General features: G+C 69.6%; 20 protein-coding genes and 1 pseudogene. 9 read left to right on the top strand and 12 right to left on the bottom strand.

Annotation, left to right across the window (positions count from 1 at the left end):
- Positions 1-5: 5 nt before the first annotated feature.
- On the top strand, positions 6-1538 hold the full coding sequence (locus tag OZ403_RS05765) for a sensor histidine kinase (protein WP_140788034.1): 1533 nt from the start codon (positions 6-8) through the stop codon (positions 1536-1538).
- Entirely contained in the window at positions 1535-2935 is a 1401-nt protein-coding gene (locus tag OZ403_RS05760; protein WP_174259202.1) for a sigma-54-dependent transcriptional regulator, read from the top strand. The genes OZ403_RS05765 and OZ403_RS05760 overlap by 4 nt, the downstream gene beginning before the upstream one ends.
- 7 nt (positions 2936-2942) lie before the next feature.
- Here the strand turns inward: OZ403_RS05760 and OZ403_RS05755 are convergent, their stop codons facing one another.
- The 5 genes and pseudogenes from OZ403_RS05755 to OZ403_RS05730 form a co-directional block, all read right to left on the bottom strand.
- The gene (locus tag OZ403_RS05755) at positions 2943-4316 is read right to left on the bottom strand and encodes a WS/DGAT/MGAT family O-acyltransferase (RefSeq protein ID WP_140788032.1); all 1374 of its coding nucleotides are present in this window, start codon (positions 4314-4316) and stop codon (positions 2943-2945) included.
- A gap of 28 nt (positions 4317-4344) precedes the next feature.
- A complete protein-coding gene (locus OZ403_RS05750; RefSeq protein ID WP_268783656.1) occupies positions 4345-5154 on the bottom strand; it encodes a hypothetical protein in 810 nt (269 codons plus the stop codon).
- Between the two features lie 95 nt (positions 5155-5249).
- Positions 5250-6245, bottom strand: coding sequence for a class I SAM-dependent methyltransferase (locus tag OZ403_RS05745; RefSeq protein WP_140788027.1), 996 nt, complete (start codon positions 6243-6245; stop codon positions 5250-5252).
- Between the two features lie 145 nt (positions 6246-6390).
- Positions 6391-7185 carry an ABC transporter ATP-binding protein gene (locus tag OZ403_RS05740; RefSeq protein ID WP_268783655.1) on the bottom strand — a complete coding sequence of 265 codons (795 nt, stop codon included), beginning with the start codon at positions 7183-7185 and terminating at the stop codon, positions 6391-6393.
- Between the two features lie 132 nt (positions 7186-7317).
- Positions 7318-10412, bottom strand: a pseudogene (locus tag OZ403_RS05730) (aminotransferase class I/II-fold pyridoxal phosphate-dependent enzyme).
- Between the two features lie 242 nt (positions 10413-10654).
- Between OZ403_RS05730 and OZ403_RS05725 the strand changes: the two are divergent.
- On the top strand, positions 10655-11068 hold the full coding sequence (locus OZ403_RS05725) for a hypothetical protein (RefSeq protein WP_237078067.1): 414 nt from the start codon (positions 10655-10657) through the stop codon (positions 11066-11068).
- A gap of 89 nt (positions 11069-11157) precedes the next feature.
- On the opposite strand, the gene OZ403_RS05720 is transcribed toward OZ403_RS05725, so the two are convergent.
- Both OZ403_RS05720 and sitA5 read right to left on the bottom strand, forming a co-directional pair.
- Positions 11158-11508 (bottom strand): DUF2019 domain-containing protein, encoded by a 351-nt coding sequence (locus OZ403_RS05720; protein ID WP_140796355.1) that lies wholly within the window; start codon positions 11506-11508, stop codon positions 11158-11160.
- Positions 11508-12857: a SitA5 family polymorphic toxin gene (sitA5, locus tag OZ403_RS05715; protein WP_268783652.1), complete on the bottom strand. Its 1350-nt coding sequence runs from the start codon at positions 12855-12857 to the stop codon at positions 11508-11510. The genes OZ403_RS05720 and sitA5 overlap by 1 nt, the downstream gene beginning before the upstream one ends.
- Before the next feature lie 486 nt (positions 12858-13343).
- Here sitA5 and OZ403_RS05710 point away from each other — a divergent pair, with 486 nt between their 5' ends.
- Together OZ403_RS05710 and OZ403_RS05705 are read left to right on the top strand one after the other, a co-directional pair.
- On the top strand, positions 13344-14729 hold the full coding sequence (locus tag OZ403_RS05710) for a hypothetical protein (protein ID WP_268783651.1): 1386 nt from the start codon (positions 13344-13346) through the stop codon (positions 14727-14729).
- A gap of 96 nt (positions 14730-14825) precedes the next feature.
- Entirely contained in the window at positions 14826-16796 is a 1971-nt protein-coding gene (locus OZ403_RS05705; protein ID WP_268783650.1) for a rhomboid family intramembrane serine protease, read from the top strand.
- Positions 16797-16928: 132 nt separating this feature from the next.
- Here the strand turns inward: OZ403_RS05705 and OZ403_RS05700 are convergent, their stop codons facing one another.
- Together OZ403_RS05700 and OZ403_RS05695 are read right to left on the bottom strand one after the other, a co-directional pair.
- The gene (locus tag OZ403_RS05700; RefSeq protein WP_140797404.1) at positions 16929-17297 is read right to left on the bottom strand and encodes a DUSAM domain-containing protein; all 369 of its coding nucleotides are present in this window, start codon (positions 17295-17297) and stop codon (positions 16929-16931) included.
- A gap of 4 nt (positions 17298-17301) precedes the next feature.
- Positions 17302-17589 (bottom strand): hypothetical protein, encoded by a 288-nt coding sequence (locus OZ403_RS05695; protein WP_225909758.1) that lies wholly within the window; start codon positions 17587-17589, stop codon positions 17302-17304.
- 544 nt (positions 17590-18133) lie between these two features.
- Here OZ403_RS05695 and OZ403_RS05690 point away from each other — a divergent pair.
- Positions 18134-18304: a hypothetical protein gene (locus OZ403_RS05690; RefSeq protein ID WP_161605128.1), complete on the top strand. Its 171-nt coding sequence runs from the start codon at positions 18134-18136 to the stop codon at positions 18302-18304.
- Here the strand turns inward: OZ403_RS05690 and OZ403_RS05685 are convergent.
- The 3 genes from OZ403_RS05685 to OZ403_RS05675 all read right to left on the bottom strand — a co-directional run bounded on the left by OZ403_RS05685 (position 18295) and on the right by OZ403_RS05675 (position 21235).
- Positions 18295-18660 carry a hypothetical protein gene (locus OZ403_RS05685; RefSeq protein WP_140788012.1) on the bottom strand — a complete coding sequence of 122 codons (366 nt, stop codon included), beginning with the start codon at positions 18658-18660 and terminating at the stop codon, positions 18295-18297. The two genes, OZ403_RS05690 and OZ403_RS05685, sit on opposite strands and share 10 nt — an antisense overlap.
- Positions 18657-19748: a fatty acid desaturase family protein gene (locus OZ403_RS05680; RefSeq protein ID WP_237080204.1), complete on the bottom strand. Its 1092-nt coding sequence runs from the start codon at positions 19746-19748 to the stop codon at positions 18657-18659. Before OZ403_RS05680 ends, OZ403_RS05685 begins: the two co-directional genes overlap by 4 nt.
- Positions 19749-20077: 329 nt before the next feature.
- A complete protein-coding gene (locus tag OZ403_RS05675; RefSeq protein WP_268783649.1) occupies positions 20078-21235 on the bottom strand; it encodes a site-2 protease family protein in 1158 nt (385 codons plus the stop codon).
- A 212-nt stretch (positions 21236-21447) separates the two neighbouring features.
- Between OZ403_RS05675 and OZ403_RS05670 the strand changes: the two genes are divergently transcribed.
- From OZ403_RS05670 to OZ403_RS05660, 3 genes are all read left to right on the top strand, one after another.
- A complete protein-coding gene (locus OZ403_RS05670) occupies positions 21448-22173 on the top strand; it encodes a Coq4 family protein (protein ID WP_237078064.1) in 726 nt (241 codons plus the stop codon).
- A gap of 9 nt (positions 22174-22182) precedes the next feature.
- Entirely contained in the window at positions 22183-23745 is a 1563-nt protein-coding gene (locus OZ403_RS05665; protein ID WP_140797401.1) for an acyl-CoA carboxylase subunit beta, read from the top strand.
- A 118-nt stretch (positions 23746-23863) separates the two neighbouring features.
- Positions 23864-24478, top strand: a complete 615-nt coding sequence (locus tag OZ403_RS05660) for a hypothetical protein (RefSeq protein ID WP_140788006.1) — start codon at positions 23864-23866, stop codon at positions 24476-24478.
- Positions 24479-24507: the final 29 nt, after the last annotated feature.

Below are 24507 nucleotides of genomic sequence, written 5' to 3'. Positions count from 1 at the left end.
GCCCCATGACGGGTGGGATGTGGATCAGCCTCCTGGCCTGCGCGGGCCAGCTCGCCTTGGCGGGCCTGGCCCTGGTGCGCGTGGGCAAGAGCCCGTTGGCGCTGCCGCTGTCGCTGCTGTCCATCACCCTGTCGACGTGGAACTTCTCCGGCTTCGCGCTGGTGCGCGCGGACGAGGACGGCTGGCGGCTGGTGGGCTTCACCGCGGGCCTGATGACGGTGCCGTGCGCGCTGCACTTCATCCTGTCCTTCGTGGGACGGCGACGGAGCCTCGCCTGGGCCATGTACGGCGCCTATGCCCTCTTCGGCGTGTTGGCGCTCGCCATGCTGGTGGCGTTGGGCGCGCCCACGCTGGAGGCGCACCTGCTCACGCTGCGCTTCGGGCTGCTGGTCTCCGCGCTGGCCATTCCCATCCTCGGTGGAGGCTTCGCGCTCCTGGGATTGCACGTGCTGCGCTCGCGGCACCCGGATGAGCGCGCCCGCGCGGGCCTGGTGCTGTTGGGGCTCACGCTGGTGGTGGCCCTGCTGATGACGGAGCTGGCGGCGGAGCTGGGCCTGGAGGTGGTGCGGCTCGGCCACGTAGGCACGCTCCTGGGCTTGCCGGTGATGGCCACCGCGGCGCTGCGCTTCGGCCTCTTCGGGGACGACCCGGGTGCGCCCCGGCTCGCGCTGCACGCGGCGGGCATCGCGGGGCTGGGGGTGCTGGCCTATCTCGCCGTGGTGCGGCTCTTCGTCGCACAGGCGGGCACGCTCATCATCTGCACCACGGCGGTGACGTTCGGCCTGGTGGCGGCGACCCGCCGGGGCGTCACCGCCTACGTCAGCCGGAGCGAGCGACTGGAGCGGCTGGCCACGCTGGGCCGCTTCTCCGCGCAGATGGCGCACGACCTCAAGAACCCCATCGCCGCGATGAAGGGCGCCGCGCAGTACCTCAAGGAGGAGCACGCGCGCGGGCGGCCATGGGACGGGCACGGCGAGTTCCTGGACCTGCTGTTGGAGCAGGTGGAGCGCCTGGACCGGGTGGTGGACACGTATCAGCGGCTGGCGCGCGTGGAGCCCCTGCCAAAGCCGGTGGACCTGCGCCGGCTGGTGGAGGGCGTGCTGTCGCTCCAGGCCTTCGCCAGCCCGGGCAAGGTCGTCATCGTCCGGGAGCTGGCCGCCGGCCTGCCACCCTGCGCGGGAGACCAGGACCTGCTGGCCAACGCCCTGGAGAACCTGGTGCGCAACGCCTGCGAGGCGATGCCACAAGGTGGCACCCTCACCGTGCGCGCGCTGCGTGACGGTGCCGACGTGGCCCTGGAGGTGGAGGACACCGGCGAGGGCATGGACGCCCGGACGCGCGAGCGTGCCTTCGACGACTTCTTCACCACCAAGGCCACGGGCAGCGGCCTGGGGCTGGCCTTCGTCCGGCGCGTGGTGGAAGCGCACGGTGGCGAGGTGCTCCTGACAAGCCGGGAGGGGCGCGGTACGGTGGTCCGGATGCGCCTGCCCGTCACGGACGCGAGCCTGGGCGGCACAGGCGTGGGAGAAGCCGCGTGAACGAATCATTGAAAGGCACGGTGCTGCTGGTCGACGACGACCCCGCCGTGGCCAAGGTGCTGGGCGCCCTGCTGACGCAGGCGGGCCTGACGACGCATGTGGCGCGCGATGGGCAGGAAGCCCTGGCGCTGCTGTCGAGCAAGCCGGTGGACGTCGTGGTGAGCGACGTGCGCATGCCAGGCATGGATGGCTTGCAAGTGCTCGCGGAGGTGTCGCGCGGCTGGCCGGACGTGCCCGTCATCCTCCTCACCGCCCATGGCACGGTGCCGCTGGCGGTGGAGGCGATGAAGGCGGGCGCCGCGGACTTCGTGCTCAAGCCCTTCGACCGGGAGGAGATTCTCTTCACCGTCCGCAAGGCGCTGCTGCGCGCGCAGGGCGAGGAGGCACGCCAGCAGATGCGGCCCACGGGCGGCTTCATCGGCCGGAGCCGGGCCATGGCGGACGTGCAGGCCGTGCTGGCGAAGGCGGCCGCCGGTACAGCCACGGTGCTGCTGCGCGGCGAGTCCGGCACGGGCAAGGAGCTGGCTGCCAAGGCCGTTCACGACGCCAGTCCCCGGCGGGATGGCCCCTTCGTGAAGCTGCACTGCGCGGCGCTGCCGGACACCCTGCTGGAGAGCGAGCTGTTCGGCTACGAGAAGGGCGCCTTCACGGGCGCCGCCACGCGCAAGCCCGGGCGCGTGGAGCTGGCCCATGGCGGCACGCTGTTCCTCGACGAGGTGGGCGACATCTCCCCCGCTGTCCAGGTGAAGCTGCTGCGAGTCATCCAGGAGCGCGAGCTGGAGCGGCTGGGCGGCACGCACACGGTGAAGGTGGACGTCCGCTTCGTGGCAGCCACGCATCAGCCCCTGGAAGAGCGCGTGAAGGAAGGCCGCTTCCGCGAGGACCTCTTCTACCGTCTCAACGTGGTGCCCGTGTGGATACCGGCCCTGCGCGAACGCCCGGACGACATCGAGCCATTGGCCCTGCACTTCCTGGAGGTCCACGCGAAGACGAACGGGCGCCCGCCCTTCACCCTCATGCCCGACGGGCTCGCGGCGCTGCGGGCCCAGCCGTGGCCCGGCAACGTGCGGCAGCTCCAGAACTTCCTGGAGCGGCTGGTGGTGCTCTCCGACACGCAGGTGATTGGCGGGCGGGAAGTCCTTCAAGAGCTGGCGCGCCAGCCAGGCCTGTCCCCCGCACCCTTTGCCGCGACGCCTTCCGTCAGCGCCCTGGAAACGCCAACGGTGCCTGTCACGGACTCCGCCCGGACACTGGAGTCCCAGCGCAAGGAGATGGAGCGCCAGGCGATGGCGGATGCGCTCAGGCGCGCGGGCGACAACCGGACGCTGGCGGCGCGCCTGCTCGGCATCAGCCGGCGCACGCTCTACAACAAGCTGGAGGAGTACGGGCTGCTGTAGTCATTCCTCAGTCACGCTCGGTCGCGAGAGCATCCAGTTCCTCGTGGAAGGCCTGGATGAGCGCGTGCGGGTCGGTCACCCGGCCCGCGTCCGCCGCCACGCCCACCGTCACCTGCCCGGCGTAGCTGAAGAGGCTTACGCCCAGCCCCAGATGACCCGTCTGGGGAACCCAGAACGTCAGGCCCTCCAGCCGGCTGCCCGCCAGGGACACCGCCGCGCGCGGGCCGGGCACGTTGGTGGCAATCAACGATGCCTTGGAGCCGAAGGTATCCACCACCCACCGCTCCAGCGCCGCTGGCGTGTACCCCAGCAACTCCAGCGCGCCGAAGGTCAGCACCGCCTCCGGCGAGCGCTTCAGCCGCTCCATCCGCCGCGTCAGCTCCTGCAACCGGCGCTGCGGCGTACCCAGTTGCACGGGCAGCCGAAGGAAGACGACGCCGAAGTGGTTGCCCAGTTCGCGAGGCACGGGCACGTCGAGCGGCCGCAGATTCACGGGCACCAGCGCGTGCAGGTCCTCGGGTGGCTCCCCCAGCGACTCCAGGTAGCGCCGCAGCGCGCCCGCCACCGCCGCCAGCAGCACGTCATTCACCGTGCCGCCCAGCGCGCGGCCCATGGCCTTCACTCGCTCCAGCGGCACCGGGTCCGACCAGGCGGCGCGCTTCTGCGTCCCCAGCGGCCCCCGCAGTGACGTGCGCGGGTCCGGCGGAATCACCAACAACTTGCCCATGGCCGCGGCGCCCCGAGCGCCCTGCACCAGCAGGTCGCCCGCGAGAATCGGCTCCGCGGCCAGCTCCGCGCCCTTGCGCCACACCGCGCGCGCGGTCCCCGCCACCGCCCGAGCACCGCGCACCCAGCTCGCGAGCCCACCGGTTGAAGGCCTCGACGCGGGCTCGGGCGCCTCGGCGGCCATCTCCGCCTCCGCCCCATCCGTGAGCGTCAGCAGCACCCGCGCCAGGGCCATGCCGTCCGCGAGACAGTGATGCAGCCGCGCAAGCAGCACGTCGCGCCCGTCCGCGGCCGACATGACATGGAACTGCCACAACGGCCGGGAGCGCTCCAGGGGCGTGCTCATCCACTCCCCCACCAGCGACTCCAGCGCGGCGCGGTCCCCGGGCGGGGGCACGTCAAGCCGCGACAGGTGCCAGTCCAGGTCGAGCTCGGGGACCTCCTCCCACTGCGGCAGGCCCACGAGTCCCGCCACCGCGCGCTGGCGAAAGCGGGGGTAGCGCTCCACCAGCCGTTCCCGCACCACCGTCTTCAACCGCTCGAAGTCCAGCCGGCCCTCGAACCAGAGCACGGCGGTAATCATCATCAGGTTGGCGGGTTCCTCCATGTGGAACCAGAGCGCGTCCACACTCGCCATCCGCTGCTGCGCCGCCATGTCTCACGACCTCCCGGTGAAGGCCGTTCTACTTCTTTCCGCTCTCCGGGGTCGCACGTTCGAACTGGAAGGTCTGCTTCGTCTCGTCGTCCACCATCAACGTGAGGACGCCTTTCTCCAGGTCCCAGACATAGGCGTTCCCCAGAAACTTGAGCTTCGGTCCCGTCAGGGGAATCACGCGCTTGTCGCCACACACCGGGCCCACCGCCTGGCCGTCCCGCGTGCGCAGCCGCACCCGGTCCTTGCCCGACACGTCCAGCGTGCCCCAGGCGCGGACCACCAGCGAGTTGCCCTGCCCCAGCGTCGCGGCCTCCAGCGAGGTGCGCAGCACGAAGCAGCCCGCCGGCGTCACCTGCAACGAGCGCGCGTAGTCCGAACGAGGCTGGGGCTCGATGCGCTCCTCCCGCACGGTTTCGTCCTCCGGCAGGCTGGCGGCCACCAGCGTCCAGGTCCCCACCAGCGCATTGGGAGGCGCCGCCCCCGGTGCCTTCACGCCCTCGCACGGCGCCGGGACCTCCTTCTCGGGGCTGGGCGGGGCGGGCTCGAAGGAGCGCTGGCAGATGGGCAGGCAGGCCTTGGGCCCACACTCGGTATCGTTCGGCGCGCAGCCCGCCTTCTGGGTACACGCCTTGAGCCGCTCCAGCGCCTGCTCACAGTCCTGACGCATGCAGGTGTCGACGCACTCGGCGTCGATGCACTCGGCCACGCAAGCCCAGTTGGTGGCGCCGCACACGCCGGCCACCGTGCGCGGACGCTGCGACGAGGACGTCTGGGCCGCGGCTGGAAGCACGGCGCCCAGCGCCAGGAACAGGACAGGGAGGAGTCGGGAAGAGGACATGCCTCAACGCAAGCTAGCCACGCCCTCTGCTCCCGCGGACCCTCCCCGCCGCGGGAGCTGTCCACCCGCCAGCACTGCGGGTGGGAACTCTGCTCTCAGGTGAACTGCCAGCGCCAGGTGCGCACGTCGGCGTGCTCCACCATGTCCAGTTCGAAGGACAGCGTTTCAAAGCGCTCGAAATCCCGCGAGTCCACGCGCAAGAGCATCATCCCCGCGTAGTTCTGCCCTCGCAGCGGCGACACGTTGAAGGACAGCTCCGCGTCGAAGGCCACCTTGTAGAAGAGGCAGAAGCCGTCCACGCGCCCCTCGTCCACCACTGGCCGCGAGAAGCGCACGCGGTGCGGCAGGCCGTCAGCCACCATCGTCTCCAGGTCGAAGGCGAAGGCGGGCTCCGGGTCGCACAACAGGTGGTCCACCTCGTAGGAGCGGATGACGCGCGTGAAGTAGGACGGGTTCATCGCCTCGCGCAGCGTCTGCAGGCAGCTGTAGTCCACGCTGGGGAAGCGCTGGCTCCAGATGAAGGGGATACACGCCTCGTCCCGCAGCTGCACCGGCTCCACGAAGACCTCGAAGCGGTTGGGCAGGATGCGGCCTCCGGGCTTCAGGACCCGGTTGCGCAGGTCCAGGATGCGGGGGACCAGCCCCGCGTCGAAGAGGGCATCGCCCAGCAACTCATGCAGCAGGACGTCCACCTTCTCCGGCATCTGGTACTGCCAGGGCTGCGCGCGCACGAAGTCGATGTGCTCCAGCCCGTTGCGGCGCGCCACCCACTGCGCCGTGTCCAGCAGCCGCGAGCCATCCACCGCGTACAGCTTCTTCGGCTGACGGCTGGCCGCCAGGAAGGTCCGCAGGCCCGTTCCGGTGCACGCATCCATGACGACCTGCCCGGGCCGCACATACCGTTCGCAGGCTCTCCGCCATGCCTCCACCCGCTCCGGGTCCGCGAGCGCGAAATCCTGAGGCGCCGGACTGGACAGGGACAGACTGTCCGGCACGACGTTGCGCGGTAGCTGGGACACGAGCGTCGAATGGCTGAGCCGTGAACGCAGGTCCATCAATGCCTGGCGAGGCATGTCGAGCAGATTGGGCATGTGGCATCCCCCCGGATGCGTGGGTCCTTCGGACGGGCCTCCCGGCGTGACAAAGCACCGGGATTCCTGAGCATGCTGGACTTACAGGTTCAGCACCATCCAGCGAGGGGACGGGATGAGTGTCCCCCGGTGAACAGCCTCGCGCTCAATGCAGCGGCGGTGAGGCATGCCCGGAAGCGCGCGCACGGCGCGACAGCCAGTCATGGAGGAAGGTCTGGACCGCGGGGTGTTGGGACTGGCGGAAGGCCTCGGGCGGGGCGTGTTCGATGATGCGTCCTTCATGGAGCAGCGCCAGGCTGTCACCCACCTGGAAGGCGGAGGCCACGTCCGGGGTGATGACGAGCGCCGAGGCATGGAGCCGGTGCTTGCCGGTGAGGATGACGTCCACCACGGACTGGGTCCTCAGCGGGTCCAACCCCGCGGTGGGGTCGTCATAGAGGAGGATTTTCGGCTCCAGCACCACGGCGCGGGCAAAGGCGGCGCGCTTGAGCATGCCACCGGAGAGTTCGCCCGGGCGCTGCTTCGCCGCGTCCTCCAGGCCCACCAGCGCCAGCACCCGCTGCACGCGCTCGCGCACCTCGCTCTCCACCAGATGGAGCCGTTCGCGCAGCGGGAAGGCGACGTTGTCCTCGACGGTGAGCGAGTCGAAGAGCGCGCCGCCCTGGAAGAGGATGCCCATCTTGCGGCGCACGCGCTCGAGCCCCGCGGCATCCAGCCAGGCCAGGTCCTCGCCGTCCACGCGCACCGTGCCGCGGTCCGGACGCAGCAGGCCATCCAGGTGCTTCATCAGCACCGTCTTCCCAGAGCCCGACACGCCCAGCAGCACGCACGTGGTGCCCGTGGGCACCACCAGGTCCACGCCCCGCAGCACGTGCTGGGCGCCGAAGGACTTGTGGACGTTCATCAACTCGATGGCATTGCGCTGCGCCGGCTCGGCCATCCCACGCCCCCCAGGTACTGGCACCACTTTCCGGAGGCGGAATTGTGACGGCCGCCCCCACCTGCTCGCGACCCGCCTTTCAGTCGGAGGCAAGCGATGGGCCCCGGACAGTGTCCGTGCGGGGCCCGCGCCTCAAGACTCGGACGGCCCGCCGCGCAGCTTCGCGCCGAAGCGCAAGAGCTGCTCACGCGCCCGGAGCAGCGCGTCCCGGGGAATCGAGAACACGGCCCGCGCCCGCTCCGGATCCCCACACCACGGGCCGCCATTGAGGACGACGTGCGTGTGCTCGTACACCACGCGAGGAAGGTTCTCCGGCGTGAGCCGCACTCCGTCGACCTCCTGCCCCAGCCATGCCGTCATCCGCGGCGACAAGAAGAGTCCGCCCGCGTCCCCCGCGTCCGAGCGCCCATCCCCTGGCAGCGCTCCGGCCAGCAGCTCGCGCTTCTCCGCCAGCTCCCGCCGCATCTTCACCAGGAAGGACCGCAGGGTGCGGTGCCGTGCGGGATACAGCAGCTGGCCATCCGGGCTGCGGGCATATGCCGCATACAGGTACGCCGCCGCGCGCGCCGTCATCAGGTGGAGCACCCCAGGGCCGCTGTCACGCACCGCCGCGGCCAGCGCCCGGTCCTTCGTCGCGAGCCACCCCACGCGGAGCCCACGGCCGCGAACTCCTTGGACAGTCCTCCCAGCAGCACCGTGCGGGCGCCGATGCCGGGTACCGCGCCTTCCAGCGTCACGGGGCTGGGCACCGTCTCCGCGGTGGGGCTGGTGAGGTTCACCAGTCCGAAGATTTCGTCCGAGACCAGCAGACAGCGCTGCTCCACCACATAGGTGGCCAGGGCCACCAGCTCCTCGCGGGCCAGGTAGACACCGGAGGGGTTCGACGGCTGCGACACGACGATGGCATCCGGCACGCCACCGCCCTGCCCTCGCCGGGCCAGCAGCCCCGACAGCGGCCCCTGCTCCACGTCACACCCCGCGGAGACGAAGGTGGGCGGCAACACGCCGTAGCACGGCGTCGACACATAGACGCGCGGCGTGCGTCCCAGCCGCTGGCGCAGCGCCACGCCCAGGTGGTGGATGAGCGGCCACACACCCGGCGCCACCGCCAGCTCGTCCGGCGCGTAGCGCACCGCGCGCGACTCCAGCAGGAAGGCCGACACCGCCTCGACCAGTCCTGTCTGCGGTGCGGGCTCCCGCGGCGCGACACCGGCGGCGATGAGTCCCTCCACCAAGGGAGGCGGCAGCGGCCCTTCGTTCTCTCCGTAATCCAGACGCACCAACTCCGCGTCGTCCTCGCGGAACACCTTGGGCGCGAACGCGGGGAAGGTCATCAGCCGCGCCATCCGTCGCGAGCGGGGCAGCGTCACCACCGGAGGCCCGCGCGGCGCGGGCGCTTCCGGCTCCGCGAAGGAGATGCGGAACGACAGCAAGTCAGCGAAGGTGCGCTCGTAGAATGCTTGCGCCAGGGTGCTGATGCGCGAGTACGTGACTTCCGCCGCGGCCTCCAAGTCCCCCCGCAGCGGCTGCGGCACCGGCATGAGCAACGTCAGCTCCAGGTCCGGCCACACCGCGTTCTTGATGAGGCCATAGAGCACCACCAGGTTGGGGGCGTGGGCCTCACGGGCCAGGAACTCGAAGAGCGTGTGCGGCTCCACGCCGCCGGTGATGTTGAAGAAGGCGCTTTCGTCCAGCACCACCCAGATGCCCCGGCGCGCCGCCTCCGCGACGATGTCGCGCAGCACGGACAGGTTGGTGCGCTCCCCCTTCTCCACCGTGAGCAGCACCATCTTCACGTCGAACGCGGACAACAGCCGGCGAATCTCCGCCAGCGACGTGTGTGTCACCGTGGCGCGCACACCCGCCTTCTCCAGCGCACGGGCGTAGAGCGGATGGAGGTTGCGCGACACCAGCACCTCGTCGCCCGCGTCGCAGGTCGCCATCAGCAGCGAGTACACCGCCTGCTCGCGCTCGGGCGCGACGAAGACCTCCTCTTCCGCCAGCCGCAGCCCGAAGTACCGGTCCAGGTAGCGCACCACCTGCCGGCGGAAGGACGCGTCTCCCGCTTCGTGCGCGTAGGGCATCAGCGGTCCCCGCGCCAGTCGCGCCGCCAGGTCGGCCACGAAGCCCAGCTGCTCCGCCGACGCCGCGCCCAGGTCCAGCTCCTCCTGCAACGCGGAAGCGCCCAGCTCGCGCAGTGCGGCCCGCAGCGCCAGCGTCTCGCGAGGCAGCGCCAGCCGCGCCTCCCACACCGCCACCTCGTGCCACACCGGGTTCCCGGCCTGGAGCCAGCCCAGCGCGGTGGCCGCCCGCAGCGGCTCCGGGCTGCGCGCCTCCATGAAGAACTCAAACTCGCGGCCGGTGCGCTGCTCCAGCGCCACCAAAGGACGGATGTCCGTGTCCGCCGCCTGCATCACCCGGCGGGCCACCCGCACGCGCGTGTCGAAGCCGCGGCGGGTGAACATCCGCTCGATGATGACGCGCCCTGGCCTGCCCGCGAGGTTGAGCAGCAGCCGTCCGGTGGGCGACAGACGCTCCGGCGCTTCGTCCAGCAATCGCGCGATGAGCCCGAGCCCGAAGTGGTCCTCGTAGACGTTCTGCAGCGTGCAGTAGTTGGACAAGTCGTAGAGCGCCTGCTCGTCGGCCTGGGACAGCTCGGAGGGCAAATCCTCCTCGCCCCGGAGGACTTGCGGAATGCAGCCCACCACGAAGTCCCACGGGGCATCCGAAGGTATCCCGCGCAACAGGTCGCTCTCCCCGAAGGACAGGCGCGACGCCAGCGCCTCGTCTCCGTTGAGCCACGCGTTGCAGCGCGCCACCACGGGCGAATGCGGATTGAGGTCCGCGCCATGCACGTGCGCCAGCCGGGTGAACTTCGCCAGCGCGATGCAAATCCATCCCGAGCCCGCGCCGACTTCCACCAGCCGCTTTCCCGCATACTCATCCAGCGGGACGCTCAGCAGGCCCTCCAGGAAGGTGTAGGCCCACGCCTCCGGAGCGAAGATGGACGGCAGCAGGAACAACTCCAACCGCTCCTGCGAGGCGCCCACCGTCACCGTCACCGTCACCAGCCGCAGCGGCGCCGATTCGGGTTGGTGGCGAGACAGCTCCGCCAGCTCGCGGAGCTCGGCCAGCGCGCGCGGGCGCCTGTCCGCACGGGACAGGTCCTCGGACAGTGCGCGCAGCAGGTGAAACGCCTCACGGGGTGTGGAGGGGTAGGTCGGCATGGCGCGAGGACTGTCCCGAGCCCCCCGCCCCCTGTCAACGCCGGGATGGCGCCCGGATGAAACCCTTTGGCGCCCTGGGGTGAGTCAAGGAAATGCTGACTCGCCGTAATAAAGGGCAGCAGAAACGAGGCCCGCCGCCACCGCGCCAGGGCGGACTCGGAAGCAGCACGCGCGGTACCGACGGAGCAGCATCCATGTCGCTCATGCCTGTGGATGGACCCCGTAGTGGAGAGGGGGCAGTGATGGAGATGAACGTCTCGAGGCCGGTGCTTGCTGGGGGATTCTGGAAGAAGAAGCGCACGCAGCCGGTGAAGCGCGCCAAGGACGCGTCGCTGGTGCGTTGGGAGTCGCAGCCGTGGCGCCGCCAGTTGCGCGACGCGGCGGAGTACGAGCACCCGGTGGCGCGTGCCGCGCTGGTGCAGGCGCTGCTGGCGGAAGGCCTGACGATGGACGCGGACGCGGCGCGCTTCGCGGGAACCAGCGAGGACCGCGACTGCATCAGCATCGCGCAGGTGCTGCGCTTCGCCGACTCGCTCGTGCTGCGCATGGCGCTGGCGTGCACGGATGACCACGTGCTCCAGCTGGCGCATCTGCGCCGCGACGCCGAGGACCTGGCGGAGCGGATGATTGAGTGGGCCAACGCCGGCCGCCTGTAGGCCAGGTGCGGCACAGCAGTCACGAACATCGGCCCGGTGTCGTGGCGTAACTCGCGGAGGCCGCGCGCCAGAGCTCGCGCCGGCCCTGGCTACTCCGGATCGAGCGCCCAGGTTCCCTCTTCCCAGCGCTTCAATGCCTGCTGCGCTCCGAACGGGACCAACCCCTGTCCCTTGGCGGCCTCCTCCAGGACCGCTTTGGCTTCGGCCGTCCGATAGCGGAGCAGATGTGCGGCGGCCATCACTCGCACGTCCATTCGCTCATGCTTGAGCAGCACGGCGAGTGCATCACGTCCGGCATTGCCGTGGGCCAGGAGCTTGTCGACGGCGTCACCGTACTTCCTGGCGTGCTTGTTCCCGGTCTTGGCGTCTCCCCGGAAGATGGCCTCGTTCTGCGCGGCCACGTTCTGGGCGAACTGCTCCACAAGCTCTTCCAACGTCATCACCAGAGCCCCTCCCCGATGTTCTTGATGGCCAGCCTCCCGAAGTCACGCTGAGCTTCGAAGGACTGCGTGCTCAACCATTGCCGCACGGTCGATGGGGAGCCGGTGATATCGCGTCGAATCGACGAATAGAACGCGCTGATGTCGACGTGCAGGACCTTATCCAGCGGGATGATGTTCTCGGTGTTGTGGAGTGACTGAGGGCCGAAGCGCTTCACGTTGCCCGGGGTCTGCTCGACGATGTGGTGCCACTGCTTGTTCTTGCCCGCTGGGCCCATGGCCTTCTTGAAGCCACTGAACGAGCCCCAGGCCCGGTAGCCCGTAGGACGCGCCTTCGCGGGGGAGCCGCCCGTGCCTCTGGCAGCCATGGCCACCGCGCCGGGCGCGAGGGCGATGGTGACGGATTCAGCGCTCACTACCACCGTTCCCACTTCCGCGACCGCGGCGAGCCTGATGCCCACTTGGGCTTCGGCCTGCACCGCCGCCCGCGCGGCGCCGGGGAGCATTGGCACCTTCGCGCCCAGCCCCGCCGCCGTGCTCCCAATCGCGGCCGTGGCCAACATCGCGAACGCTCGCGCCGCGTTGCGGCCCATGACCTGGCCGTAGCGCGCTCCCGCCTCGCGTAGCTCCTCGAACGTGGTCGCCCGTTCCGCCTCCTCCACCAGCCGCTTGAAGCCCACGATGAGGCTCCAGAACGTATCGACGCCCACATAGGCAATGAGCGAGGCAGTCATCACGGCGGCCGCGCCCTTCGAGAACGGCTCGGGCACCGCGAGCAAGATGCAGTACGTGGTCCACATCCAAAGGACCGCCGACATCATGGCCTGGGGGTCGGCCATGTCCTTGAAGGCTCCCCGCATCTCGTCCAGCACCGCGCCCTGGGCAAGAGCCATGGCCAGGGCGTAACGGCCATCCCCAGTGACAGTGGGGTTCTCAACCAAGAGGCGCAGACAATCACCGGGATTGTTCGTGCGCTCGCACCAGCGCAGGTAGGCGCGAGTCAACTCCACCTCTGTCGCGGGCTGTTCGGCCTCCAGGTGTTCGCCCGGCCCCAGCGGGATGACACGGTGGCTGCGGGTCTCGTACAGATACGAACCACTGCGCGAATCCACCTCGAACAACCGCCGAGCCATTTCCTGGGGGCGCGCGAATGGCCGCACGCTCCGGGCCAGAGCGGCTACGGCCTCAGCGAAGTCCTCCTCGTCCAGTTCCACTGGGGCGGCATCGCCAGCGCGTGCGGCGAAAACGAGGGGCTCGCTGTCGCCTGTGTGCAGGCGTACGGATTTCGTAGGGCCGCTGCATCCGGCCAGCAACACACTCAGCAGGGGAATCAACCATCGCGGCAACATGCGGCGCCCTCCGGAGCGGGACTCCCTTCTTCGGGAGTCCATCCCCGAAGAACTCCAAGGAACACAGGACAGAACAGACAGGCACTTCAAGCTGAGTCCCTGCCGACTCAAGCGCGAGCGGCGGACGGGGCGTCGCCGGACACATCCCGCCCGAGCCAGCAAGCGTGCACAGCCCACCTTGCCTTCACCGCTTGAGGGCAAGCAGCCCTTGCACCGGCCACAGACGCTTCCGCCTCGTCCCCGAGACAGCCGAGCGGGCCGCGAGCGCTCGGTGAGTCGACCATGGCACCGAGCCCGCCCCACAAGGCGCTGCATGAGCAACAGGGACTGTCACGGCACGGACGCTGCGCGGTTGCCGCGCGATGTGCGCGAAGAAGTCGCGCGCTGGGGTGGTGGCGTGCGGCGCGACGCATGGGCCACGACGAGGGCCAGAGCCTCAGCGACTCCTCCTTGACAGCGTGGGAGCCCGGCTGTTCTCACGGAGACATGTTCTCCTCGCTCGTCCTGGCCGCCACCCTGGCAACGGCCCCCGCTCCCCGTGCCGCCGCTTCGGCGCAGACGCTCGTCCATGTGCCGAAGGTGGACGCGTTGACGGGTCTGGCCGCGTTCCTGGAGCGCGCGGGCCAGCACGCCGCGCTGCTGCGTCCCTCGGCGTGGCGGACGGAGCTGCACCCCTTCCTCGCCATCGACCCCACGCGGCCCCAGTCCTTGTCCGAGCTGGGCCTGGATCCGGCCGGTCCGGCCACCGTGTCCATGCGCAATGACGGCCGCGTGTCCTGCATGCGGGTGGCCGACGCCAAGCTGTTCCAGGCGAAGGCCGCCGAAGCCATCACCGCCGCGGGCGGCGCTGACGCGAAGCCCACCACGCGCGGAGGGGTGACGACGGTGCATGTCGACCGCGACATGGGCGGCAGCATGGGCTACGCGCTGAAGGGCAAGGAGGTCTGCGCCTTCGGCGCCATCGAGCGAGGCGGCGCGGACCTGCTCAAGGAGTCCGTCCGGCTGGTGGGCAAGACGCCCGCGCGAGATGCCCGGCTGGGCAAGGTCCCGGGCGTGGCATTCGTCGTGTCGGGCAACACGGTGGTGGGCCTGGACGGCACGACCAACGCGCTGCAGGTGGACGGCGTGACGACGAAGTTGCAGCTGCCGGTCTTCCAGCCGCGAGGCACCAGCCCTTACGCGGCGATGAATTCGGAGGGACTGCTCTCCTCGCGGGCGTCCATCTCTCCCATGGGGGTGTTCCAGACGGTGGACACGATGCGCTCCACGCTCCAGGCCCTGTGCCCCACGTGTCCGAAGGAGCAGATGGTGTCCATGGCGAAGGCCGTGACGAAGCAGCTCACTGGCCACATGTTGGTGAACATGGACCACGTCCAGGTGCGCGGCTCCCTGCGCGCGATGTCGACGCGCTTCTTCGCGGTGCGCCAGGCCGTGGCCGCCGAGGTGACGGACGTCGCGGCGGTGAAGGCCGCGCTGGCCCCGCTGGGCAAGTTCCCGGACGTGCAGGTGCTGGAGGACGGTTGGAAGCTCCCGCTCAAGGCCGGCAACGTGTTCGTGCGATTCAAGGGCAAGCAGCTCGTCCTGGGCAACGATGAGTCGGTGACCCAGGCCACGCTGGCGGCGCTGACGGCGACGGGCACGAAGACGGAGCACCCGGTGGACTTCGCCGTGGACCCCAAGCGGGTGGCGCGAGGACTGGCGCAAATCTCCCTGACGGACATCCTGGCGGATGAGCTGCTCGCGGCCCTCTTCGCGGCCAGCTCGGAGCTGGGGCCGCTGCTGGCCCGCAGCGAGCGCATCACCGGGTGGATGGACGCCGCCCCCGGTGGCGCCCACCGCGTGTCCCTGACCTGGCCGCTGCCTCCGCAGTAGGCGCTCGAACCTGGAGCGGCGGCGCGGGTGACGCGCCGTAGCGAGCCTCCTCCGTGGTATGTCAGTCCCTCAACACGCGAGGGGGGAAACCACGCCATGATGCTGTTCCTGCCCCTGGGGGTGGACAACACCGAGCTGGAGCGTCTGCCTCGGGTGTCCATCACCATCGCGGCCATCTGTGTCGTGGCCTTCTTCATCTCCTGGGTCGTGCCGTCCGCCCCCATGGGCGTGGGTGAGAACGAGCTGCGCTCCCTGCTGGAGCAGTCGCTTGAGCACCCAGACCTGGAGTTCCCTCCCGCGTGTGCGGAGCGGTTGCTGTCCGATTCGGGCCGAAGGCTGGTGCGCAACATGCGCCAACGCGCCGCGGAATCCGACGAAGCGGAGAGCGTGACGAACCGGCAGCAGGGACTGAATGAGCGCTGCGAGGAACTCATCGCCCAGCACGATTCGAGCCTGCTCTCGCGCTTCTCCCTGGTGCCCGCGCGGGGACTCGTCCAGCCCGGCTGGCTCACGTACATGTTCCTCCACTTGGGGTGGATGCACCTGCTGGGAAACCTGCTGTTCTTCTACGTGGCCAGCCTGCTGCTCGAGGATGCCTGGGGCCGGCCGCTGTTCGCGGGCTTCTACGTCGTGGGCGGGCTGGTGGCGGGCGTGGCCCACTATGCAATCGACCCCTCGTCGGAGTCGGTGATGGTGGGTGCCTCCGGTGCCGTGGCCGCATGCATGGGCGCCTTCTGTCTGCGCTTCGCCCAGCGACGGGTCCGCATCGGCTACTTCGTCTGGCTGCTGAAAATCTTCCGAGGCACCTTCCCCGTTCCCGGTTGGGTCTGGGGCGGCCTGTGGTTCGGCAACGAGGTGCTGAACTACTACCTCCTGGGCAACAACACGGGCGTCGCGGTGATGGCCCACATCGGCGGTTTCGCCTTCGGCTTCGCCGGCGCGTCGCTGCTGCGCATCACGCGGTTGGAGGAGCGGGTGGTGGCGCCCGCGCTCGCCGCGAAGCAGGGTGGCTGGGTGGCCGACCCGCGGCTGGCGGAGGCCCAGGCGGCGCTCGACCAGGGAGACCGCACGGCCGCACGGGCGGGCTTCCAGCGCTTGCTGAAGACGCAGCCGGACCACACCGACGCGTTGCTGGCGTTGGGCCGCATGGAGCTGGAGGACGGCGAGACGCAGGCCGGCACGGCGCGGGTGGAGCGGGCGCTCCATACGCTCGCGGGTCGCGCCTCCACGGACGCACTGTGGTTCGCGATGGAGCCATTGGTCTCGCTGCTGCCCATCGACGCGCTGCGGCCCGCCTCCGCGTGGAAGCTGGCGCGGGCGCTGGACACGGAAGACGCGCCGCCGGCCTCGTTGGAGACGACGGAAGCCCTGTACAGCGTGGCGGGCGGGGGCGCGGGCATCATCGCGGTGCGAGCACTCATCCGCGCCACGGAGCTGCGGATGGCGCACTACAAGGACCTCGAGCGGGCAGCGGGCTACCTCGCGCGCGCCAAGCCGCTGCTGACGGGAGAAGCCGCGACGGCGGGTGACCGGGTCCGGGAGCTGGACGCCGAAATCACGCGGGTGCTGAAAGAGAACGCATGGAAGAAGCGGGACGCTGCGCCAACGCTCACCGTGGACGCACCACCCGCGCCGCCGCGCGTCTTCCCCTGCCGCATCGTGAGCATGACGGACATGGCCCTCACCGTGGAGGCCGCCAATGGCCAACGCCGGACGATGGCCGTGACGGAAGTGCTGGCGATTGCCGTGGGCATGCTGCCCGTCGCCGGGCCACCGGGGACGCCGCCGCGACAAACCGTGCTCACCGACCTGGTGCTCTCCTGGGGGGGCGCCAACGAGGGACCGCGGGTGCTGCGGGTGAACGTCGCGGGGCTCGCGCTGAACCACTTCTATCCGGGGGTGGCGCCGCGTGAGGCCTATGCGCGATTCCTGGCGGACATGCTGGAGCGCACCAACGCCAACGCGCTTCCGGATGCCTCGTCGCTGAAGCAGGGGCAATACCCGCGATTCAATAGCGAGGCGGAGTTGAGCCAGCACTACTACGGCGTGAGCACTGCGGCGGCCTGAGCGCGGCGGAGGCATCGGAGGGTCCCCACCCACGACGCCTTGTTACCTGGCGTGTCGAAGCCAGGCATGACGCCCGTGAAGAATCAGCCCCTTCATCGCCGCTGGGAACCTGTCCGAATGTGACAGGGCAACTCACTCCATGTCGTCCAGGGCCAACTCGGCCTGCTCGCGATAGAGGGGCACCTGCTCCACCGCGAGCACGTCTTCCAGGAGCGCGCGCGCGCCAGCGGCGTCGCCCGCGTCCCGAAGCCGGCGGGCCCCTGTCAGCGCGCGCATGAGACGTTGCGAGCCATCACGAATGCGGCGGCGAGTCTCGTGAAGAAGCGCTGTCGCCGTGGCGACGCCCGCGACGGCGGCATGTGCATCCTCTTCGGGAATGCCCACCTCCCGTGCCGAACGAAGGAGCAAGGCGCGCACTTCGGACGTCAGCGACAGCGGCTCACCGGCCTCCACGCGACGCGCCAGCTCACGCACCGGGTCCCAATCAATCGACTCGGCCATGGACTCACTCGCCTCCCTTGCGACGGCGGCACTTATCCACGGGCCATTCGTGTTGCCCTTCGCAATACCGGAAGCAGTCGTAACAAGAGCCTGACCAGGCCTGCTCCTGACACTGGGCATAGGCGTCGATGCACACCTGCTTCCACCCGGGGATGGCTTCTTCGCTGGCCTCGGACGCGGACTCGACGGCCTTCATCGGAACCAGGTACTTGCTCGCCTCCGAGGCCGTCAGCCCGCAGCGCTCAGGCGTGGCCGGGTGCATCTTCACGCAGCAGCTCACCGTCGAATCCATGGGGCCGCACTGCGCCTGGGCCAGGTACACGGGCTGACGGGCCGCAGTGGAATGAGCGCTCCCGCCACACCCCAGCGCCGAGAGAACAATGGCTGCCAGTGGGCCCCACATCGCACAGCAATGCAAGGATGGCTCGTTTTCCATGAATAGCAGCTTACACGCGCCTCATTCATGGACAACCCTCCATTCACGCCGCCAACCTCCGGGCTCGCTCACGGCAATCCTCCGAACCCGCCGCTATCGAGGGCACATCGCCGTGGCGCGAGCCCGCGATGGCACCGGGCGGCGGCCTCGTCTGAAAGTGTCCAGGATGCCGCCCTGCGCATCCCATATGCAACGCACCAGGTAGGCAACACAAGCAGAGACTCACCGTGCCGGGTTACCGTTCTCTGGCGCATCCCGAGTGTTGGGATGCCGCCATGGCCCTCACGCTCGCCCTCCCTGCGCGCACATTCTCTCCGGGCTGCGTGCTCAAGATGGGAGCCAGACCCGCTGGGGCTTCGCCGAGAAGGACGCGACCTGCGCGGCACCGGCCGACGATCGCGTGGCGGCCCACGCAGGAGTGGACGCGCACACGCGCGCGCGGTTCAGCCAGACGTTCGATGACAGCGCCGCCGACGGCGGCATCCGCCACAGCCAGCGCATCGTCGGCGAGTCGTTGCTTTCGAGCGGGAGTGGCCCGCCTTCTTCTTTGGCGTCGCGGGCCTACCAGTAGCGGCGGGGAGGCGCCGCGGGCACAGGAGGCGCGGGCAGGGGCTCGAGCATGCCGCACTTCAACAACCGCTCGACGGCGTCCTTGACCGCCTTCGCGGAGGTGGCGCAGTCCTCAAGGTTGCGTGCCGCCTCGGAGACGGTGCGCCCGCCCGCTTCGAACTCCACCAGATAGAGCCCGTCATCCGCGGCAAGCCCGAGGGATGCGCCCCACTTGGCCCGAGCCGCGTCGAATTGGGCGCGGCCGCTGCCGGACCTGGCCGCCTCAATCACGGCGGAATAGGAGGCCACGGCCTCCGTGCCCTTGGCCGAGAGCCGGAACTTCTGTGCCCGCCCGTACCGAACCTTCTCGTCACTCATACCGCCCCCTCGATGGCTGGCTGCCCCATCCGTTTGAGCCAACGCACATGGCTCTTCAACGCCGCACCGACGCTCTCGTTCGCCCGGTAGCGAATGCCGTGCTCCCGGCAGGTGTCCTCGACAATGCGCGAAAGCGCCGGGTAGTGCAGGTGACACACCCGAGGGAAGAGATGGTGCTCCACCTGGAAGTTCAGCCCTCCCAGGTACCAGCTCACCAGCGAATTGCCTCGTGCGAAGTCCACTGTCGACGCGACCTGATGCGTGGCCCAGTCACGGGAGAAGGGACGGTTGGCTTCCGGCGGCAGGGAGAAGTCCGCCTCCTCCACGCAGTGCGCCAGCTGGAACACGGTGGCCAGCGTCAGCCCGAGCACGAACGAGGCGAGCGCGTAACACAGCGCGACCTGCCAGAGCGGGCGGAAGAACAACGGCAGCGCGATGGCCCAGCCATAGAACAGCAGCTTCCCGCCCAGGGCCCCGGCCAGCTTCAGCCCGCCGGGGCGCGGCATCTGCTGCCGTCCCACGCGTCCGGTGACCAGGTCCTTGAAGTCATCGATGAAGTGCCACTTCATGGGAAGCAGCGCGTAGAGCCCCCAGATGTAGGCATGCTGGAAGCGATGCGCCGTGTGCAGCCGCTGGCCAGGAGCCAGCCGGCACAGCGGCTGGATATCGATGTCCTCATCGAGCCCGACCACGTTCGTGTGGCTGTGATGGAAGATGTTGTGCTTCCAGCTCCACACATAGGACGAGCCACCGATGACATCGAGCGTCCACCCAAGAATCCGGTTGATGCCCCGATGCACCGAGTAGCTTCCGTGGTTGGCGTCGTGCTGGACGCTGAACCCCACGCCCGCGATGGCCAGCCCCAGGGACACGCACCCGGCGACCGCCCCCCACGGGCCTGAGGCTCCCAAGAGGAGCCAGAGATAAGAGGCCGCGAACCAGCCCAGGATGACCACCGTCTTCGCGTACATGCGCGGGAGGTCACGAGGCGAGCGCCCGCTCGCCCCCAGATAAACCTCCACCCGCGCCCGGAGGTCCTGGAGGAAGGGCCCCGACTCGAGAAACTTCGCCTTCGTTGCTTGCGACAACGTCCACCCGCTCTCACGCCGCCAGGGTCACCGCCGGAAAACCTGGAGTCGCGCTGGGAGGATCCCGCCGCGGCCATCGCCTGCCTGGTGCCGAAGGTCCATGTAACACATCGCCGGAGTGGACTGTTCCGGCGGTGCTGGGCCTCCTCCAGATTCAATCGCCACGGCAGGGACGCGCGCCTGGCATCGAGGTGCGCTCGCGGACACCGCCGGAGCCGCTGTCGGCCAAACGACACCGCGCACCGCGCCCCCGCGGGAGGCGTCCGACGCGCTCGCCCCGGCGGCGGAGGAGGCCACCGAGCCAGCACCTCAACCCCACATGAGTCCCGTCACGCCGGCCGCTCCTGCCGCCACCGCCGCTCCTGCTGACCACTGCGCTCCTCGCGCGCCTGATACAACTCCATACCGCGCTGCACGTCGTTCACGTCGAGCGTCCCCGCCAGCGCCCCATCCGCCTCCACCACGACGAGTTGGGGCCTCTCCTCCTCGGCCATGCGCCGCAGCGCCGTCCACCCATCCTCATCCAGCCGCACCACCACGGCGGGCACCATCACCTCGCGCGCGGTGCGCGTCATGCGCTCCGAATCTGGCACGCCCCTCACCGTCTCCAGCGACACCTGCCCCACCGGCCTTCCGTCCTCCGTCACCGGCAGCAGCAACAGCCGTTCACGCCGCAAGTCCCACAGCGCCTGCTCCAGCGATGCCCCCGCATCCACGCCCACCCGGCGCGGCGTCATCAAGTCGGCCACCGGCACACGCTCCAGCGTCGTCTTCATCCGCACCTGCTGCGCCTCCGCCTGCGCACCCATGAAGATGAAGAACGCGATGACGGCCAGGAACGGGTTGAACGACAGCACCGCCCACACGCCGAACAGCACCGCGAACCCGCGTCCCAGCCAGGACGCCACCTGCGTCGCGCGCACCATCCCCAGCCGTCCCGCCAGCGACGCGCGGACGATGCGCCCGCCATCCATGGGGAACGCGGGCAGCAGGTTGAACACGCCCAGGAACAGGTTCAGGCTGGCCATGTAGAAGAACGCGAACTGGACGTTGAACGAGCGCGCCTCCTGGAGCAGCCACGTCGCGCCGCCGAGCAGCATCGCCAGCAGGATGCTCGTCAGCGGCCCCACCGCGGCCATCAGCGCTTCGTCCCGGGGACGCGGCGGCGCCTCCGTCAACTCCGACACACCGCCCACCATCATCAACGTAATCGAGCGCACCGTCCCGCCACGGCGCAGCGCGTACACGGTGTGCGCCAGTTCGTGAATGAACACGGACGCGAACAAGCCCAACGCCACCACCAGCCCCCACAGCGCGGGCGAGCCGCCGAGTCGCTCCGGGGGGACTTCGGCCACCTCCGCCGCGCGCCGGAAGGCGCCACCGAACAGAAACGCAAGCAGCGGAAGGACAAGCAACAGTGAGAAGTGGACGCGGACGGGAATGCCGCGGAACGAGCCGATTTGAAAGGAACCTCGCGCGGCACGCATGGCGACCCTCCTATGGCTTCAACCTCCGTCCCCTCCACCTGGCGCGCACGGACCTGGAAGCGGCCCGGTCGACTGCCCGCCCCCTGAGTGTCCGCTCCTCGGCCTTCGGGATGTCCACCCGCGAGCACGGCCGCGGCCACCCCGCCCCGCCCTTGCGCCTCCCACATACGCTGGACAGGTCGGCCCCAGCGTCCCCCCGCCTTGGAGGCACCATGTGGAATCCTGTCGCGTATGCGTGGACGGCATGGCGGATGGCACGGGCCCTCCGCGACCCGGAGAAACTCCAGGACGTCCTGGGTCTGGCCCCGGTGCTCGCGCCCCCCGTGGCGATGCGGCGGCTGGTGGAGCGGCTGATGCGCCACGCCTCCGCGGCCCAGTCCTTCATCGAACGCCCGCGCGTGGGCCTGCTCCACCTGGCCGCGCTGCGCGCCCTGCCCGAGCACACCCTGGGACGTGCCTTCGTCGACCACCTGGAGGCGAACCAGGTGAACCCTGACGCACTGCCCTACCTGGAGGCGCGGACCGACGAGGAGTACGTACGCGCGCACCTGCTCGAATCCCATGACGTCTGGCACGTCCTCACCGGCTTTCCGACGAGCGTGGCGGGCGAGCTGGGCATCCAGGCCTTCAGCCTGGCCCAGGTGGGCAGCCCCTTCGCGCTGGGCATCCTCGCGGGCGGCCTGACGAACACCCTCCTCTATGCGTTCTCCCAGCGCGAGGAGCGCATGCGCGCCATCGTCCGGGGCTGGCTGCTGGGACAACGGGCCCGGCTGCTCTTCGGGGCACCCTGGCGACAGATGTGGGAGGCGCCATTGGTGGAGGTCCGCCAGCGCTACGGCCTGGACCTGGCGGCGGTGGATGCAGTGCTTGACGACCCCAGGCGTTCCGCCATGGACGCCAGGAATCCAGGCAGCGCGTCCCCGCCCCAATCATGCTAGACGCGCCCCATGGACCAGACTCCCGAGAAGGACCCCCTCCGCGCGCGTCTCGAGAAGATGGAGAAGCAGGCCGAGCTGGGTGGCGGTGCCGACCGCATCGCCAAGCAGCACGAAGCCGGCAAGCTCACGGCCCGCGAGCGCATCGACCTGCTCCTCGACCCCGGCTCCTTCTGCGAGCTGGACAAGTTCGTCACCCATCGCTCGAGCGAGTTCGGCATGGGCGACAAGAAGATTCCCGGCGACGGCGTCGTCACCGGCTACGGCACCGTGGAAGGCCGCAAGGTCTTCGTCTTCGCCCAGGACTTCACCGTCTTCGGCGGCTCGCTGTCGGGCGCCTACGCGCAGAAGATCTGCAAGATCATGGACCTGGCCACCCGCGTGGGTGCGCCCGTCATCGGCCTGAACGACTCGGGCGGCGCGCGCATCCAGGAAGGCGTGGAGAGCCTGGCTGGCTACGCGGACATCTTCGTGCGCAACACCCTGGCCTCCGGCGTGGTGCCCCAGATTTCGCTCATCATGGGTCCGTGCGCGGGCGGCGCGGTGTACTCGCCGGCCATCACCGACTTCATCATGATGGTGAAGGACACCTCGTACATGTTCATCACCGGCCCGGACGTCATCAAGACGGTGACGCACGAGGAGGTGTCGAAGGAAGCGCTGGGCGGCGCCGTCACGCACAACCAGAAGTCCGGCGTGGCCCACTTCGCGGCGGAGAACGAGCAGGCCGCCATCGTGATGACGCGCGAGCTGCTCTCCTTCCTGCCCTCCAACAACCAGGAAGAGGCGCCCGTCCAGCCGTGCGAGGACGACGCGTTCCGGGCCGAGGAGTCGCTCAAGACGATTGTCCCGAGCAACCCCAACAAGCCCTACGACATCAAGGAAGTCATCAAGGCCATCGTCGACGACAAGCACTTCTTCGAGGTGCAGGAGCACTTCGCGAAGAACATCGTCATCGGCTTCGCGCGCATGAACGGGCGCAGCGTGGGCGTCGTCGCCAACCAGCCCGCGGTGCTCGCCGGCGTGCTGGACATCGACGCCAGCATCAAGGCCGCGCGCTTCGTGCGCTTCTGCGACTGCTTCAACATCCCGCTCGTCACGCTGGTGGACGTGCCCGGCTTCCTCCCCGGCACCGACCAGGAGTGGGGCGGCATCATCACCCACGGCGCCAAGCTGCTGTACGCCTACGCCGAGGCCACCGTCCCCAAGGTCACCGTCATCACCCGCAAGGCCTACGGCGGCGCCTATGACGTCATGGCGTCCAAGCACATCCGCGCGGACATGAACTTCGCCTGGCCCACCGCCGAAATCGCCGTCATGGGCCCCGAGGGCGCGGTCAACATCATCTTCCGCAACGAGCTGCTCAATGCCCCGGACGCCGCCGCCGAGCGGGCCCGGCTGACGGCGGACTACCGCGAGAAGTTCGCCACCCCGTTCAAGGCGGCCGAGCTGGGCTACATCGACGAAATCATCCGTCCGGAGGAGACGCGCGCGAAGCTCATCCGCGCCCTGGAGCTGCTGAAGGACAAGCGCCAGGAGAACCTCCCCCGCAAGCACGGCAACATCCCGCTCTAGGTTTCTTCCAGCCCTCGCCTGCCCGCCCTCTGTCGCCAGCAGGGCAGGCAGGCGCGCGCGAAGGGGGAAATTTGGGGGTGACGAACGGGCTTACAGGGGCCAGGAAAGGAATCTCATTTTGTCCCACCGTCGCCTCATCCTCTTTCTCTCCGACGTCGAAGGAAACCTCACCGCCCTGCGGCAGACGCTCAAGCGTGTCTGCGAGGCGGTGGACCTGGCCACGCCCGAGGTGAAGTGGGTGGAGCCTCCGCCAGAGGGGCTGGCCGATGCCGGCTGGCACGCCGTCGAGCTGGAGCTCCCGCCCGCCCCTGGCCGCAAGGCGCGCAAGTCCGAGCAGCCCTTCCTGGAAGAGCAGCTCGACGCCATGAGTCAGGCGCTGGCGCAGGACTTCCGGGACCGGGCGCTGGGCCTCTTCGTGGACCGCGAGCACAGCTACGCGCGCTCGTGCATCAGCGGCCCGGGCCGCCCGTCCAAGGCCGTGGAAGGTGAGGTTCTGGACGTCATCCGGCAGGCGGCGCGCTGGCTGGACGTGGAGACGGGCATGCTGGCCCGCCTCTTCGGCGGCGGCAACGCGGCACGCAACCTGTTGGCTGCCGCGGTCGACTTCGGCAACGAACCTGGACGGTCGGGTCCGCCGTCTCCGCCGGAGCCGGACGAGGACGACCGCTTCGTGGAGGCCAAGCTGACACAGGCTCGCGCTTACATGGAGCAGTACCTCAACACCCGGAAGTAGAGGCGGCAAACAGGGTCGCCCCGTGCTAG

It is taken from the genome of Myxococcus sp. NMCA1 (genome assembly GCF_026810205.1).
Taxonomy (GTDB): Bacteria; Myxococcota; Myxococcia; order Myxococcales; family Myxococcaceae; genus Myxococcus; species Myxococcus xanthus_A.
Note: the sequence above shows the minus strand (reverse complement) of the source record. Positions and strands in the feature narration are given on the sequence as shown.